The organism is Geminisphaera colitermitum TAV2 (assembly GCF_000171235.2).
GTDB classification, from domain to species: Bacteria; Verrucomicrobiota; Verrucomicrobiia; order Opitutales; family Opitutaceae; genus Geminisphaera; species Geminisphaera colitermitum.
Genome location: NZ_ABEA03000012.1, coordinates 1 through 15,528, shown reverse-complemented (window position 1 = coordinate 15,528; position 15,528 = coordinate 1). Strand labels below are relative to the sequence as shown.

11 protein-coding genes are annotated in these 15,528 nt (G+C 62.2%); 7 read left to right on the top strand and 4 right to left on the bottom strand.

What is annotated here, in order from left to right:
* Nucleotides 1–70: 70 nt before the first annotated feature.
* Entirely contained in the window at nucleotides 71–2,632 is a 2,562-nt protein-coding gene (locus tag OBACDRAFT_RS01980; protein WP_043582433.1) for a sodium-translocating pyrophosphatase, read from the bottom strand.
* A gap of 18 nt (nucleotides 2,633–2,650) precedes the next feature.
* Nucleotides 2,651–3,427, bottom strand: a complete 777-nt coding sequence (locus OBACDRAFT_RS01975; RefSeq protein WP_043582432.1) for a hypothetical protein — start codon at nucleotides 3,425–3,427, stop codon at nucleotides 2,651–2,653.
* Between the two features lie 302 nt (nucleotides 3,428–3,729).
* Here OBACDRAFT_RS01975 and OBACDRAFT_RS01970 point away from each other — a divergent pair, with 302 nt between their 5' ends.
* From OBACDRAFT_RS01970 to tsf, 3 genes are all read left to right on the top strand, one after another.
* The gene (locus tag OBACDRAFT_RS01970) at nucleotides 3,730–5,388 is read left to right on the top strand and encodes a fumarate hydratase (RefSeq protein WP_043582437.1); all 1,659 of its coding nucleotides are present in this window, start codon (nucleotides 3,730–3,732) and stop codon (nucleotides 5,386–5,388) included.
* Between the two features lie 213 nt (nucleotides 5,389–5,601).
* On the top strand, nucleotides 5,602–6,510 hold the full coding sequence (rpsB, locus tag OBACDRAFT_RS01965; protein WP_043582431.1) for a 30S ribosomal protein S2: 909 nt from the start codon (nucleotides 5,602–5,604) through the stop codon (nucleotides 6,508–6,510).
* 31 nt (nucleotides 6,511–6,541) lie between these two features.
* Nucleotides 6,542–7,138 carry a translation elongation factor Ts gene (gene tsf / locus OBACDRAFT_RS01960; RefSeq protein WP_043582430.1) on the top strand — a complete coding sequence of 199 codons (597 nt, stop codon included), beginning with the start codon at nucleotides 6,542–6,544 and terminating at the stop codon, nucleotides 7,136–7,138.
* Between the two features lie 449 nt (nucleotides 7,139–7,587).
* On the opposite strand, the gene OBACDRAFT_RS01955 is transcribed toward tsf, so the two are convergent.
* Complete coding sequence (locus OBACDRAFT_RS01955) at nucleotides 7,588–8,478, bottom strand: helix-turn-helix domain-containing protein (protein WP_232766551.1); 891 nt, start codon at nucleotides 8,476–8,478, stop codon at nucleotides 7,588–7,590.
* Between the two features lie 84 nt (nucleotides 8,479–8,562).
* Here OBACDRAFT_RS01955 and OBACDRAFT_RS01950 point away from each other — a divergent pair, with 84 nt between their 5' ends.
* Nucleotides 8,563–9,930, top strand: a complete 1,368-nt coding sequence (locus OBACDRAFT_RS01950; RefSeq protein ID WP_043582435.1) for an FAD-dependent oxidoreductase — start codon at nucleotides 8,563–8,565, stop codon at nucleotides 9,928–9,930.
* A 370-nt stretch (nucleotides 9,931–10,300) separates the two neighbouring features.
* On the opposite strand, the gene prfB is transcribed toward OBACDRAFT_RS01950, so the two are convergent.
* Nucleotides 10,301–11,444 (bottom strand): peptide chain release factor 2 gene (gene prfB, locus OBACDRAFT_RS01945; protein ID WP_198529833.1). Its coding sequence is split into 2 segments (ribosomal slippage): nucleotides 10,301–11,371 and nucleotides 11,373–11,444, totalling 1,143 coding nucleotides; the frame shifts between segments, so codons are not numbered across the junction.
* Nucleotides 11,445–11,652: 208 nt separating this feature from the next.
* Here prfB and OBACDRAFT_RS01935 point away from each other — a divergent pair.
* The 3 genes from OBACDRAFT_RS01935 (at nucleotide 11,653) to rpmB (ending at nucleotide 15,309) form a co-directional block, all read left to right on the top strand.
* The gene (locus tag OBACDRAFT_RS01935) at nucleotides 11,653–12,603 is read left to right on the top strand and encodes a class II fructose-bisphosphate aldolase (protein ID WP_043582427.1); all 951 of its coding nucleotides are present in this window, start codon (nucleotides 11,653–11,655) and stop codon (nucleotides 12,601–12,603) included.
* Between the two features lie 175 nt (nucleotides 12,604–12,778).
* Nucleotides 12,779–14,980, top strand: coding sequence for a histidine kinase N-terminal 7TM domain-containing protein (locus OBACDRAFT_RS24805; protein WP_052360850.1), 2,202 nt, complete (start codon nucleotides 12,779–12,781; stop codon nucleotides 14,978–14,980).
* Between the two features lie 98 nt (nucleotides 14,981–15,078).
* Nucleotides 15,079–15,309, top strand: a complete 231-nt coding sequence (gene rpmB, locus OBACDRAFT_RS01925; RefSeq protein WP_043582426.1) for a 50S ribosomal protein L28 — start codon at nucleotides 15,079–15,081, stop codon at nucleotides 15,307–15,309.
* The last annotated feature ends 219 nt before the right edge of the window (nucleotides 15,310–15,528 follow it).

Sequence of the window (15,528 nt, the reverse complement as noted above, 5' to 3'; positions counted from 1 at the left end):
AATGCAAAAAAAAGGCGCGGCCTTCCGTGTGGAGGGCCGCGCCGGGATCGGAATGCGAAACGGCTGGTCGTTAGTTGAACTCTTTCTGGAGTTCGACGGCTTCCTTCATCTCGCGTTTGCTCTGCCAGATCGCCCAGCCAATGGCGATGGCGCAAACAAGGGCGACAATGACGCCGATGACGCGTCCGTTGTGGCCTTCGCTGGCGGTGAGCACGTTGTATTTGATGACGAGGCCGAGGCAGAGGAGGCTGACCATGTTCATCACTTTGATGAGCGGGTTGATGGCGGGGCCAGCAGTGTCCTTGAGCGGATCGCCCACGGTGTCGCCAGTGACGGCGGCCTTGTGCGCTTCGGAGCCTTTGCCGCCGTAGTGTCCGTCCTCAATGAGCTTCTTGGCGTTGTCCCAAGCACCACCGGCGTTGGCCATGAACACGGCGAGGAGTTGGCCAACAATAATCATGCCGGCGAGGAAGCCGCCGAGGGCCTGCGTGCCGAGCAGGAAGCCGACTGCGATGGGTGTGAGGATGGCGAGAAAGCCGGGGCCAACCAGTTCCTTCTGCGCGGTTGCGGTGCAGATATCCACGACGCGTCCGTAGTCGGGTTTCTTGGTGCCGGCCCAGATTTCTTTGTCGCGGAATTGCACGCGGCATTCCTTGACGATGAGGAAGGCGGCGCGACCCACGGCGCGGATGAGCATGGAACTAAAGAGGAACGGCACGGCGCCGCCGATGAGGAATCCGATGAATACCATCGGGTGGGCAACGGTGAGTTTGCCCGCTTCGAGCAGGTACTGTTCGGTGGTCATCTGGCTGATCTTGTCTTCGCTGCCCACCGCAATGACGGCGATGAACGAGGCGAAGAGCGAGACGGCGGCGATGACGGCGGAGCCGATTGCGATGCCCTTGGTCTCGGCCTTGGTGGTGTTGCCCACGGCGTCGAGGTCGGCGAGGATCTGGCGCGCTTTGCGATAGGAGCCTTTTTCCTGTTTTTCCATTTCCTCGGGGTCGTAGCCCATTTCACCGATGCCGTTGGCGTTGTCGGCCACGGGGCCAAAGACGTCCATCGAGATGGTGTTGCCGGTGAGGGTGAGCATGCCGATACCGGTCATGGCGATGCCATACGCGACAAAGAGCGGCGGTGTGCCCACGTAACACAGGTAGGAGAGGAGGATCGAACTGGCGATGACGCCGACGGTGGCGACGGTGCTTTCGTAACCAACCGCGAAGCCTTGGATGATGTTGGTCGCGTGTCCGGTCTGGCAGCTCTTGGCGAGGCCCTGCACGGGAGAGTGCGTGGTGTGCGTGAAGTAGCTGGTGACCTTGTTGAGCGCAATGGCGAGGATGACGCCGATGAAGCAGGTAAGCACCGGACGCATGTCGGTGTTTTCGAGGCCGAACGTCGCCCAGACGGGCAGCGCGGTCGGGTCGCCGCCGGGGAAGCCGGGGACGGCCGTCGGGTTCTGCGCGAGATAGGCGGCGTCGAATTTCAGATAATAGGCGCCGAGAATCACGAAGCCGAGGACCGAGATGAAGGAGCCGATCCAGAAGCCGCGGTGAACGCTCTTGAGCGCCGTGTCAGAGGTGTCGTTCGGGCCGGCCTTGACGGTGTAGGTCGAGATGATCGAGCCGAGCACGCCGATGCCGCGCACGAGGAGCGGGAAAATGACGCCTTTGTGGCCGAAGCTGGCGAGGCCGAGAATCATGGCGGCCACGATGGTGACTTCGTAGCTTTCAAAGATGTCGGCGGCCATGCCGGCGCAGTCGCCCACGTTGTCACCGACGTTGTCGGCGATGGTGGCGGCGTTGCGCGGGTCGTCTTCGGGAATGTTTTTCTCGATCTTGCCGACGAGGTCGGCGCCGACGTCCGCGGCCTTGGTGTAGATGCCGCCGCCCACGCGCATGAAGAGCGCGAGCAGGGTGCCGCCGAAGCCGAAGCCGAGAAGGGCTTCGTAGGCTTGTTCGCCGTAGGCGAGGAAGATCAGGGTGCCGCCAAGCAGGCCGAGGCCGTCGGTCAACATGCCGGTCACGGTGCCGGTGCGGTAGCCGAGTTGCATCGCCTCGCCGTAGGAACGGCGGGCGGCGGCGGCTACACGGAGGTTGCCCGTAGTGGCCAGACGCATACCGACAAAACCGACCGCCCAACTGAAGAGCGAGCCGACGAGGAAGGCCCCGGCGCGGCCGATCTTGAACGCCATCTCATGGCTCTGCGTGGTGAAGAACAGGATGATCGTGATGATGATGATGAGCGGGCCGATCTTGCGAAACTGCGCGGAGAGATAGGCGTTGGCGCCCTCTCGCACGGCGGCGGCAATGGCCTGCATCCGGGGCGTGCCTTGGTCGGCGTCCCGCACCTGTCTGGCGAGCATGATCGCGTAGAGCAGGCCGAGGACTGCGATGCCAAGCACGGCGAGCAGTGACCAGATTTCGAGCGTGGTGTATTTCGGGTCCGAGAAGAGCCCGAAGTATTTGAACGCCTCCTTGGCCGCGTGGCCTGCGGCGGTCGAGGCATCGCCGATGGACTGGGCCATCGACGGGCGCACAAAAAACGCGACCACAAAAAAGGCCGCGAGACAGCTTAGGTAGATCTTCGCAAACCGACGGTTGCGAAAAAGACGAAACATTATGGAACGCATGGAGGGATGTCGTAAATTTTAGTCGTTGAAGGAGGATTGGGCGGAGCGCCACCACGGGTAATGGATGCTTTCGAGGTCTTCGCGGGGGGGCATCGGGAAATACACGAACCCACCGCCGGTTTTGCCGACGAAGAGGCCGTTAAGGAGGGTCCGGAAGAGCACGTCTTGGTGAAGGTAGCGGATCACGGTCTTGGTCTGCTTGCCGGGCTTGGCGCGCAGCTCGCGGATACAGTCGCGCAGGTGTTCAAGATTTGGATACGGGAGATTGTCCACGCCGGTGGCCTCGGGGTCGTCGCCGAGGCGGTTGAGCTTGAGCTCGGCAAAAACGATGGCGGGCAGCGACACGTCTTTCGTCGTGTCCGTGATGGTGGCGGCAAATTCCACCGGATTCAGTTCGCTGACCACACGCGGAGTGACCGGGGAAAATTCCTGGTATAGATGGTAACGGGGTCCCGGATCGACCTTGAATGGGCCTGGCTTCAGGTCGAGCACGCGGCCATCATTGGTGGTGAGATGGAGCGATTCGAGGGCGTCGAGCGGAGTTTGCTCCAGCACGCGATAAACGGCGAGGTAGTCCGAACGGCGCGTTGAGCCATCTGGACGCTCGAGCGTCGGAGCCAGGGACTTTGCCGCGAGCAGTTTTTCTGCGTAGGCATCCGTCAGTTTGAAGAAGAGCGCCTGGCCGCGGGCGCGCTTCTGATTTCCTGTCGCCAGATAGGCGCCAAACTCGGCCGGAGCCAAGTGAGACGCTACCAACGACTCGGGCATCAACGAGAGGTACAGGTAGGGCTTCATTGTAGTATTGTGTGATACTGGCATTGCCCGACACATTCGCCGGGCAATATCATGAAATTATCAGCGAGGGCGAAAGGCCGCTGCGCACGCGTTGGACTACGCAAGGCGGATTTTGCGCAGTCTGGCCTGGCAATGCGATGCGACCCGCCGGCGAAGTCCGTTTAATGCCGCCCTCCACGCATGCTTATTTCCTCACGCCATCCCCCCTGTGCGTCTCCCCCCCCGCATACCAAGGATTGCCCGCGCCATCGCGGAGCTTTTATAGTGCACGGTTTCGACAGACCAACCACACGCAAACGACCATGGCCACACCCGCATTCACCTATCAGGACACATTCCCGCTCGGCGCCGACGACACCGAGTATCGCCTCATCTCCAAGGAAGGCATCAGCACCGTCACCACTGACATCGACGGACAAAAACAGGAGATCCTTCGCGTGGAACCCGAAGCCCTCGCCTTCGTTGCCCAGCAAGCCTTCCGCGACGCCTCCTTCCTCCTCCGCGAAAAACACCTCAAGCAAGTCGCCGCCATCCTCGACGACCCCGAAGCCTCGGCCAACGACCGCTACGTTGCCCTCACCCTCCTCAAAAACGCCGAAATCGCCGCTGAAGGCATCCTCCCCTTCTGTCAGGACACCGGCACCGCCACCATCGTTGGCAAAAAAGGCCAGCAAGTCTGGACCGCTTGCGACGACGCCGAATGGCTCTCCAAAGGCGTTTACGAAACCTACACCAAGGAAAACCTCCGTTACTCGCAGACCGCTGCGCTCGACATGTACAAGGAGACCAACACTGGCACCAACCTCCCTGCGCAAATCGACCTCTACGCCACACCCGGCTCCGAATACAAATTCCTCTTCGTCGCCAAAGGCGGCGGCTCCGCCAACAAAAACTTCCTCTTCCAAGAAACCAAGGCGCTCCTCAACCCCAAGAGCCTCGAAAAATTCTTCACTGACAAACTCTCCTACCTCGGCACCTCTGCCTGCCCCCCCTATCACCTCACCTTTGTGATTGGCGGCACCAGCGCCGAAACCTGCCTCAAAACCGTCAAACTCGCCTCCACTAAATACTACGACGCCCTCCCGACCAGCGGCAACGAACACGGACGCGCCTTCCGCTGCCTCGAAACCGAAAAAATGGTCCTGCGCATCGCTCAGGAAAGCCGCATCGGCGCGCAATTTGGCGGCAAATACTTCGCGCTCGACGTGCGTGTAGTGCGTCTGCCACGACACGGTGCCAGTTGCCCCGTTGGCATGGGCGTCTCCTGCTCCGCCGACCGCAACATCAAAGCCAAAATCAACAAAGACGGCATCTGGCTCGAAAAACTCGAAACCAACCCCGGCCGCTTCATTCCCGCCGCCGAGCGCCAGATCAAAGACGACAACGTCGTCCGCGTGGACCTCAACCAGCCGATGGACAAAATCCTCGCCGCCCTCAGCAAACTCCCCGTGACGACCCGCGTCCTCCTCAACGGCCCCCTCGTCGTTGCGCGCGACATCGCCCACGCTAAACTCAAGGAACGCATCGACGCCGGCCAAGGCCTCCCCGACTACATCAAAAACCACCCCGTTTACTACGCCGGCCCCGCCAAGACACCCAAAGGCTACGCCTCCGGCAGCTTCGGCCCCACCACTGCGGGCCGCATGGACAGCTACGTTGACCTCTTCCAATCACTCGGCGGCTCCATGGTCATGCTCGCCAAAGGCAACCGCAGCAAAGCCGTGACCGACGCCTGCCAGAAATACGGCGGCTTCTACCTCGGCTCCATCGGCGGCCCCGCAGCGATCCTCGCCAAGGAAAATATCAAAAAAGTCGAAGTCCTCGAATACCCCGAACTCGGCATGGAAGCCGTCTGGAAAATCGACGTCGTTGATTTCCCCGCCTTCGTGCTCGTGGACGACAAAGGCAACGACTTCTTCGTGCAAAACTGCGGCTGCGCCTGCACCCCCGCCACCAAGTAATTAATTCACGGAAGGCGGATTCCACCAATCCGCCTTCCATAAAAACGCACTTCACGCTTGCCACCCCTTCGCGTGATCCCTTGTGCTCAACCCTTTCGTTTCCGGATACCCCGGTGCGGAAAACTCACAACACACACAACACTACATCTCTCGATCGCAAGGCGGCCCACTGGCCGACCTGTGTATTAGGAAGATAGATACATAGATCAAACCATGAACGTCACACCTAAAGACCTGCTCGATGCCGGCGTCCACTTCGGACACCAAACCAAGCGCTGGAACCCGCGCTCCAAGCCCTACGTCTTCGACCACCGCCAGGGCATCACCATCATCGACTTGGGCAAAACCTACGACCTCCTCCAGAAGGCCTACACCTACATCGAAGACACCGTCGCCAACGGCGGCAACGTGCTCTTCGTCGGCACCAAGAAGCAGGCCCAGGAAATCCTCCGCGAAGCCGCCACCTCCACTGGCATGCCCTACTGCGTTGACCGCTGGCTCGGCGGCACCCTCACCAATTTCGCCACCGTCAAGCGCTCCATCGCCAAGTTCAAAAAATTCCAAGCCCTCGAAACCTCCGGCGAGATCAACAAACTCTCCGCCAAGGAAGGCGCTGCCATCAAACGCGAGATGGTCCGCATGAACAAGAACTTCGCTGGCATCGTGGACATGCCCGAACTCCCCAGCGCCATGTTCGTTGTGGACGCCAACCACGAAGACATCGCCGTTGCCGAAGCCGCCCGCTGTGGCATCGCCTGTATCGGCCTTGTCGATACCAACTCCGACCCGACCAAACTCTCCCACCCGATCCCGGGCAACGACGACGCCGTCAAGTCGATCCGCATTATCGTTGATACCATTGTCGCCGCCATCCAAAGTGGACTCGGCCAGCGCGACAGCCGCCGCGCCGCCCGTGGCGCCGCCGACCTCAAGGCCGCCACTGCCGCCGTTGCCGCCTCCGCCGGCATCTCCGAGACCGCCGTCTCCGCGATCGACGACGACGCTGACGCCATCGCTCCCATCGCCGACGAAGACGCCGCCGAAATCGTCCGCCCCGTGGCCAAGAAAAAAGCCGTCACCCGCAAGAAAATCGCCGCTCCCAAGACCAAGGAGCAGGAATAAACAATACGAACTCACACCGAGTGATATTATCATGAGCACTGTTACAATTACTGCCCAGATGGTGAACAGCCTGCGCGAACAAACCGGCGCCGGCATGATGGACTGCAAAAAAGCCCTGGTTGAAACCAACGGCAACGTTGAGGAAGCCATCACCATCCTTCGCAAGAAAGGCAACGCCTCTGCCGCCAAGCGCGCTGACCGCGCCACCAAGGAAGGCCGCGTCGAAAGCTACATCCACCTCGGTGGCAAAGTTGGCGTCCTCGTTGAAGTCAACTGCGAGACCGACTTCGTGGCCCGCAACGACGAATTCGCCACCTTCGTGAAGGACATCTGCCTCCACATTGCTGCTGCCAACCCGATCTGCGTGTCCCGCGACGAAGTGCCCGAGGCCAACGTGGCCCAAGAACGCGAAATCGCCACCGCTCAAGTCGCCGGCAAGCCTCCCGCGGCGATCCAGAAGATCGTCGAAGGCAAGCTCGACAAGTATTTCTCCACCGTCGCCCTTCTCGACCAGCCCTTCGTCAAGGTTCCCGAGAAGACCGTGAAGGAAATCCTCACCGAGCAAATCGCCAAGACCGGCGAAAACATCCAGATCCGCCGCTTCGCCCGCTTCCAACTCGGCGCCTGATCGATACACTCTCATTCAAGAGACCCAACGAAAAACGCCCCGGAGCAAAAATCCGGGGCGTTTTTTTGTATTCAGAAGTTAACCACAAAGACACGGAGGCAAAAAGAATCACGTGTAGCCATTTGATACCTGGTAGGGAGGCCTCTCCGAGGCCTCCGCCGTGCGTGGTATGAGAAGGCGAAATTCATAGGTAGATGGAGCGTGGTTTCGGAGGCCTCGGACGGAGCGCAGCAGCGCGGAGATGGCATCGCCGAAGGCGATGGCCCGAAGGGCTGCCCTCGGCAGAGGGCACAAAGGCCTCCCTACCGTTAAGACGACGGCTACATCTCAACTTAAAACGCTCTAAATGCTTTAGAAATCCGAGAGGGGGGGGGGGAGGTCGTGTTATTTTGTATATTTCGTGGGCAACCCCTCCGTGGTTTGCTCTCTGTGCCTCCGTGTCTCTGTGGTTAACTCCCCCCCCCCTCCCCCCCCCTCCATGCCGACGGCGACGCACCCCGCTGCGTGCGAAACCACTGGCTGAAGTGAGACTCGTAGCGAAACCCCAGATCGAGCCCGATTTCCTTCACGCTCATCTCCGTGTTTTTCAGCAACCGCTCCGCCGCCTCCAGCCTTCGCCGCTCCCAATAACGTCGTGGCGACACGCCCGTTGCCCGCACAAAAAGCGCGTTCATTTGTGAACGCCCCAACCCCGCCACCCTCGCCAGCTCCTGCTCCGCAAACCTCCACCCCAGCGGCCTCCGATCCAACTCTCCCAGCACACGCAAGACCCGCTCGTCCAACTCCCCCAGCCGGCGCGGCTCATTGCCCAGCCATGCCTGCGCCTCCAGCCACGCCTCGATCCAGCGCGGCAGCAAATTTTGCACGCGCAAATAAAGCGGTAGCGTGCACATCTGAGCCGACAAAAACGCGTGCGCCCCCGGAAAGTTTTTTCCCACCAGACGCACCACCGGCCTCGCCGCGCGCTCCAAGTCCGGACGCTCCGCCGCGTCAAACACCACATTACGCGATTGCTCCACCACCGGCTCGCCACCCGGCCACGTGAAGTGGAAATGTAATGACAAAATCTCCGCGTCAGCGCTGAACTCTTGATGACGCTCCGGCACCGCCACGAACGCCCACTGCCCCGCCCGTGCAACCACCGACCGCCTCCCCGTCGTCAACTTCACCCGCCCCCGCCGCACCAGCCAGCACGAGTAATCCCGACTCGTGTAGTCTCCCTTGATCGACGCCGGCCACACCGCCCCCTCATACGCCCAGACCAACCCATAACGCACCGCGCCCCAATCCCCGTAGCGCCGCATCCCGGCCAGCAAATTTTTGTTCCCGATCCTGTTCATCGGCTGTTTTTATAACAGAATCTGAAAATCATGAAACCCCAGAAAATTGCTCCCCCCCCTCCCCCCCCCTGAAAATCCCCCCATATGAAATCTTCCATCCCCTCCGCCTCCACGCCCGCTCCCTGCGACGTCCTCGTCACCGGCGGCGGCCCCGCCGGCATCACCGCCGCCACGCAAGCCGCGCGCGCCGGGGCCCGCACGCTCCTCGTGGAAAAAAGCGGTATCCTTGGCGGCACTACCACACTCGGCGCCGTCAATTTCCCCGGTCTCTTTCACGCCTGGGGACGCCAGATCATCGCTGGCATCGGCTGGGAACTCGTCACTGCCGCCGTGCGTGAAGCAGGCGACACGCTGCCCGATTTCTCCGCCTGGCGCGGACGCCGCCACTGGCAGCAACAAATCCGCGTCAACATCCCCATCTATGCCGCCCTCGCCGACCAGATGCTCGTGGACGCGGGCGCGCAAATCCTCCTGCACACGATGCCCGCCGCGGTTGCCTACGAGACAGAAACCGCCCTCTGGCGCGTCACCCTCTGCGGCAAGGAAGGACTCCGCACCGTCCACGCCCGCGTGCTCGTCGATTGCACGGGCGACGCCAATCTCGTCTCCCTCGCCGGCCTGCCGCTCACGCGCCACGAACAATGCCAGCCCGGCACCCTCGTCATGCGCGCCGCCGGTTATGATCCTGCGCAACTGCAACGCCCCGCCGACTCCCCCGCTGACACTGCCGTCGCCGCCGCCCTCGACGCGCTTGAAGCCGCCTTTCTTGCCGCCGTGGAACGCGGCGACATGCGACGCTCCGATTTCCAGTCCGCTCATCACCCCGTGCGCTCCTTCCTCCACGGACGCGGCGGCAACTCCATGCACGTCCCCGGCGTCGATGGCTCCACCAGCGAAGGCCGCACCGCCGCCGAACTCGCGGCCCGCGCCGCGATGCTCAGGATCATCCGGTTTTTCCGCACGCGCCCCGAATCCGCCCCCCTTGCCGCCGCCGCCGGACTCGGCGGGTTTTACATCGAACACTGCGCCACCGAGTGCGGTATCCGCGAAACCGCTACAATTCAGGGCGAAACATGCGTCACGCACGACGACTACGTCACGGGGCGCGTCTGGCCCGACTCGATTTGCCATAGTTTTTATCCCATCGACCTGCACAACGCCTCCGGACGCGGTGGCATCGACACGCGTTATCTCACCGAAGGCATTTTCCCGACGATCCCGCTGGGCGCGCTGTTGCCGCGCGACAGCCGCCAGTTGATTGTTGCGGGACGTTGCGCCTGCGGCGACCGCGAGGCCAATTCCGCTTTCCGTGTGCAAGCCTCCGCCATGGCCATGGGCCAGTCCGCCGGAGCCGCCGCCGCCCTTGCCGCCCAACGCGCGCAGGACCTCCGCGACGTGCCACTCGACGACCTCCGCGCGCTCCTCAAACCCCACGGAGCCATCGTCCCGTAACGTTCTTCCGTGGCGCGGGCGTCCCGCCCGCATTCCGATGTAGCGCAGGCGTCCCGCCTGCAATCCAGCCTGCTGCGCGAAGCGCCGCACTCCATAAAAGTCACCGCGCTTCGCGCTATAGACAAGATTGCAGGCGGGACGCCTGCGCTACGCACGGAGCGGGCGTCTCGCCCGCAACCCTTGCCTCTCCGCGTAGCGCAGGCATCTCAGCCGTGTTTGAGATTTGTGGAGTGCGGCGATTTATCGCCGCTTTGACGGGTCGTTTTAACGACCTGCCCAACACATCGCCGGGCGACGCGATAAATCGCGCCGTCCAAAGCGGTGATAAATCACCGCACTCCATGGTGGCGCAAGCGACCCGCCCACGCCCTTACTCGTCCATCTGAATATCCTTGTTGCGATGACGCGGGCAGCCGGCGCGGAGCCAGCCGTTGATGAAACGGTCGATGTCGCCGTCGAGCACCCCCTGCGTGTCGCTTGTGTTCACACCCGTGCGCAGATCCTTCACCATCTGGTAAGGTTGCAGCACGTAACTGCGAATCTGGGCACCCCAGCCAATCTCGCCCTTCTCGCCATAGAACTTGTCCATCTCGGCGCGCTGCTCGTCCTGCTTTTTCTCATACAGGCGGGCCTTCAAGATGCTCATCGCGCTGGCCTTATTCTTGATCTGGGAACGTTCGTTTTGGCAGACGACCACCAACCCTGTCGGAATGTGCGTGAGGCGCACTGCGGAGTCGGTCGTGTTGACGCCCTGCCCGCCCTTGCCCGACGAACGATAAACATCCACGCGAATCTCATCCTCCGGGATCTCGATTTTGATCTCGTCATTGATCTCCGCGATGACGTCCACTGCGCAAAACGACGTGTGCCGCCTCTGGTTGGAGTCGAACGGCGAGATGCGCACCAGCCGGTGCACGCCGCGCTCGGCCTTGCAGTAGCCGTAGGCGTTTTCGCCCTTGATGAGGAGCGTGGCCTTGCTGATGCCCGCCTGGTCGCCCGGCTGCACATCCTGCACCTCGACAGTAAAGCCGCGGCGCTCGGCCCAGCGCGTGTACATGCGAAACAGCATGTCGGCCCAGTCGTTGGACTCCGTGCCGCCCGCCCCGGCCTGGATCGAGAAGATCGCGTTGTTCCTGTCGAACTGGCCCGTGAGGAAGGCGTTGATCTCCAGATCATCGAGTTCGCCGATCATCGCCGCCGCCTGCGCCGTGAGTTCCGCGCCAAACTCCTCCTGCTCGGCAGGCGAACCGGCTTCGATCAACTCGTTGAGCGCATCGAGATCGTCCACCTTCTTGCGAAACGCGACGAGCGGCAGCACGGCGCGCTTCAGGCCGTTGACCTTGTTGATGTGTTTCTGGGCGCGCTCGTTGTTGTCCCAAAAATCACTTGCGCCCATCTGCGCTTCGAGGGCCTCGATCTCGCGGAGTTTTTGTTCCCCGTTAAAGAAACCTCCATAAGTGCCCGGCGCGCTTTTTGATGTTCTCGATGTGGTTGAAAGTCTCGGGAGTGATCATGTGAAAAGGGTCAAAGGCAACGGGCGTGGGGCGAAGGGGCAAGGGAGAAAGCCTCGCCCCCCTCCCCCTCCCCCTCGCCGGAAAAGCCGCCCAGCCAAAAACCGCCCATTTCATGAACAAGATTCGCGCAGAGAAAACCCTTGCTGGCCCCGCCCCCGCTTTTCAGCCTCGGCCCTTCGGTAGTTTCACCCGGTATTACAATACAACTATGATCGTCACCACAGCACAGCTCTTCAAACACGCCTACGGCAAATACGCGGTCGGCGCCTACAACATCAACAATGCTGAGCAAACGATGGGCCTCTTCAAAGGAGCCATCGCCTCCAAGGCCCCCTTCATCATCCAGATTTCCAAGGGTGCCCGCAAATACACCGACAAGGCCATGCTCGAAGGCATGATCCGCTCGGCTGACTCCATTTTCCCCGAGGCCATCTTCGCCGTTCACCTCGACCACGGTGACGAAGAGACCTGCTACGACTGCATCAATTCCGGCTTTTACAGCTCCGTCATGATCGACGCCTCGCACGACCCGTTCGAGAAAAACGTCGCCATCACCAAACGCGTCGTTCAGGCCGCCCATGCCAAGGGCATCTCCGTCGAAGCCGAACTCGGCATGCTCGGCGGCGTCGAGGAAGACGTGAAGGTCGAAGACGGCCACGCCACCCTCACCGACCCGAAGGAAGCCGAGGAATTCGTCAAGCAGACCGGCTGCGACTCCCTCGCCTGCGCCATCGGCACCTCGCACGGCGCCTTCAAGTTCAAGGGCAAACAGTCCCTCCACTTCGACGTCCTCGAAAAGATCAAGGCCCGTCTCCCCGGCTTCCCCCTCGTCATGCACGGCTCCTCCTCCGTCCCGCAGGATGAAGTCAAGCGCATCAACGCCGCCGGCGGCCAGATCAAGGACTCCGCCGGAGTCAACGTCGAGGAGTACCTCCCCGCCGCCAAGCTCGGCGTCACCAAGATCAACATCGACACCGATGGCCGCCTCGTTTGGACCCGCGTGCACCGCGAATTCTTCCGCGACAAGCCCGCCGAGTTCGACTTCCGCGCTCCCGGCAAAGTTTACATCGAGGAGTACGCCAAGTTCATCGCCAGCCGCAACACGCTCCTCGGCAGCGCCGGCCAGCTCGACGACCTGCGCGCCAGCCTCAAGAAGTAACCGTCAAAATCGCCTCCCCCTCTGCGCTCCGCGCACAGGGTCACGGCTCACGTTACATCCATTCACCGCAAGCGCGGACCTTTACCGGTCCGCGCTTTTTTCAACCCCGCACACTGGCCAACGCCACGCACCTGCATTCCCTCTAGCTCATGCACGCCGCAACTACCATACCCGCATGAACCTCCCTTGGCAGAGCCTGTGCCTCTTTTTTTCCACCGCCTTTGAACTCGGACTCGCCCTCCACATCTGGACCCGGCTCCGCAGCCCCGCCTCCACTCCCTTTGTCCTCGCCCTTATCGGCAACGCCCTCTGGGCCTTTCTCTACGCCATCGAACTCGGCTTCGCCCACACCCTTCAGGCCAAGCAACTCTGCGTCCAACTCCGCTTCCTCTTCATCCCCGCCTGCGGCCTCCTCTGGCTCGAAACCGCAGCCCGCTTCTGCCTTGGCCGCACCCTCTTCACCCGCCCCCGCCTCGCCTTCGCCCTCCTCATCCCCGTCGCCACCATCCTCCTCTCCTGGTTCCCCGGCCCCGGCTTCAATCCCTTCTTCCGCCAGAACCTTCGCATCGAACAAATCGGCGGCCTCGCCGTCCTCCGTCACGACCCCGGCCCGTGGGTCGCCCTCTACTACTGCTACAACTACCTCATCCTCACCCTCACCGTCGGCATCGTTTACATGTCCGTCCGCGGCACTCGCATCGACCCCGTCTATCGCAACGCCGCCATAGCCGCCATCGTTCTCTTCTTCCTTGGCGACGGCCTCTACGCCCTCGACCTCTCCCCCACCCCCGGCGTCAACTACGCCCCCATCCTCTTCCCCATCACGACCTCCCTTCTCGCCCTCGGCATGTTTGGACGGCGCGTCATCGACCTCGCCCCCATCGCCCGCGCCACACTCGTGGAAAACCTCGACGACAGGCTCATTGTCCTCGACGAAAACGACCACGTCATCGACCTCAACCGCGCCGCCTCCGATTCCCTCCGCACCACCCGCAGCCAGGCCTTCGGACGCCCCGCCCGCGACATCCTCGCCCCCTGGCCCCCGGTCCTCGCCCATCTGCACGCCCACCACCCCCTCCGCACGGAGATCACCCTCGGCACCCACACCTACGATTTCACCCTCCAGCCCGCCACCACCGAACTCCACGCCAAAGCCCCGCCCCGCATCCTCCTTCTGCGCGACATCACCGAACGCAAGCAGGACGAACACCGCCTCCGTGCCGCCAAGGACGCCGCCGTCGCCGCCGACCGCGCCCAAAGCCGCTTCCTCGCCATGATGAGCCATGAAATCCGCACCCCCATGAACGGCGTCATCGGCTTCACTCAACTCCTCCGCGACACCCCCCTCAACCCCCGGCAGATGGAGTACGTGGACCTCATCACCCGCAGCGGCCAGTCGCTCCTCGTCATCATCGACGACATCCTCGACTACTCCAAAGTCAGCGCCGGCCACCTCCAACTCGAACGCGCCCCCTGCGAACTGCGCCGCCTCATCGAGCAACACATCCAACTCCTCCACACTGGAGCCCGCCAAAAAAACATCACCATCGACCTCCACATCGATCCCCTCGTCCCCTCCCTCATCATCGGCGACGCCGTCCGCATCGGACAGATCGTCTCCAACCTCGTCTCCAACGCCATCAAGTTCACCCATCACGGCGGCGTCCACATCCACCTCGTCCCCGACGGCCCCCGATGCCTTGCCCTCCACGTCACGGACACCGGCATTGGCATCCCCCCTGAAGCCCACCGGCGCATCTTTGAACCCTTCAGCCAGGCCGACGGCTCCACCACCCGCCGCTACGGCGGCACCGGCCTCGGCCTCCCCATCACCCGCCTCCTCTGCACCCTCATGGGCGGCACCCTCACCCTCTCCAGCCAGCCCGGTCACGGCTCCACCTTCACCGCCACCTTCACCTACGAACTCCCCTCCCCTGCCACCCGCCCGCTCAACTCCCCCGCCGCCTCCCTGCCCGCCCCCGCGAGCAACCCCCGCCACGTCCTCGTCTTCGAAGACAACCCCGTCAATCGCGCCCTCATGAGCGCCATGCTCCGCCGCCTCGGCCACACCCTTGACTTCGCCGCCGACGGACCCGACGGCCTCAACCAACTCCAGCACCACGTCTATGACGCCATCCTCATGGACATCGAAATGCCCCTCATGGACGGCTACGAAGTCACCCGCCACATTCGCCAGCACGAAGCCACCCACGCCCTGCCCCGCCGCCACATCATCGCCGTCACTGCGCACGCCATGAAAGGCCAGCGCGAACTCTGCCTTGCCGCCGGCATGGACGACTACCTCCCCAAGCCCGTCAATCCCTCCGATCTCGCCGCCGCCATCGCCCGCGCCCCAAGCCAGCAACTATATCACTAACCCCCGCAACCTCTGCACTCCCTCAACTTTCCCCTTGCCTCGCGCCAAACCGACTTTTTAGTTCCGACCCTTTACGCAAATCCAAACTCATTCTCATCATGGCCAGAATCTGTGCAATCACCGGTAAACGTCCCGTCAAAGGCTCCATCATCCATCGCAAGGGACAATCCAAGAAAAGCGGCGGCATCGGTACGCACGTGACCACCATCACGAAGCGCAAATTCCGTCCCAACCTCCAGCGCATCCGCATCGTCACCGAAAACGGCGGCACCAAACGCGTCCTCGTCTCCGTCAAGGCGATCAAGGCCGGCCTCGTCCAGAAAGCCTGAGCCACGCGCAACAAACCGTTTCGCGCAGATCACGGATTCATTTTTCATCCACTGCCAACCGTCACCCGTAAAGGTGACGGTTTTTTTTGCGCAACAGACACCCGCCCTGCATTCCGTCAACTGTGCCCTTGCCCTTGCCAGACCACCCCCGGAAGCTCGTCGCTTTTCCACTCACCACCGCCTGCAAATGATCGGCCTGAACGACAGCCAGGACACACC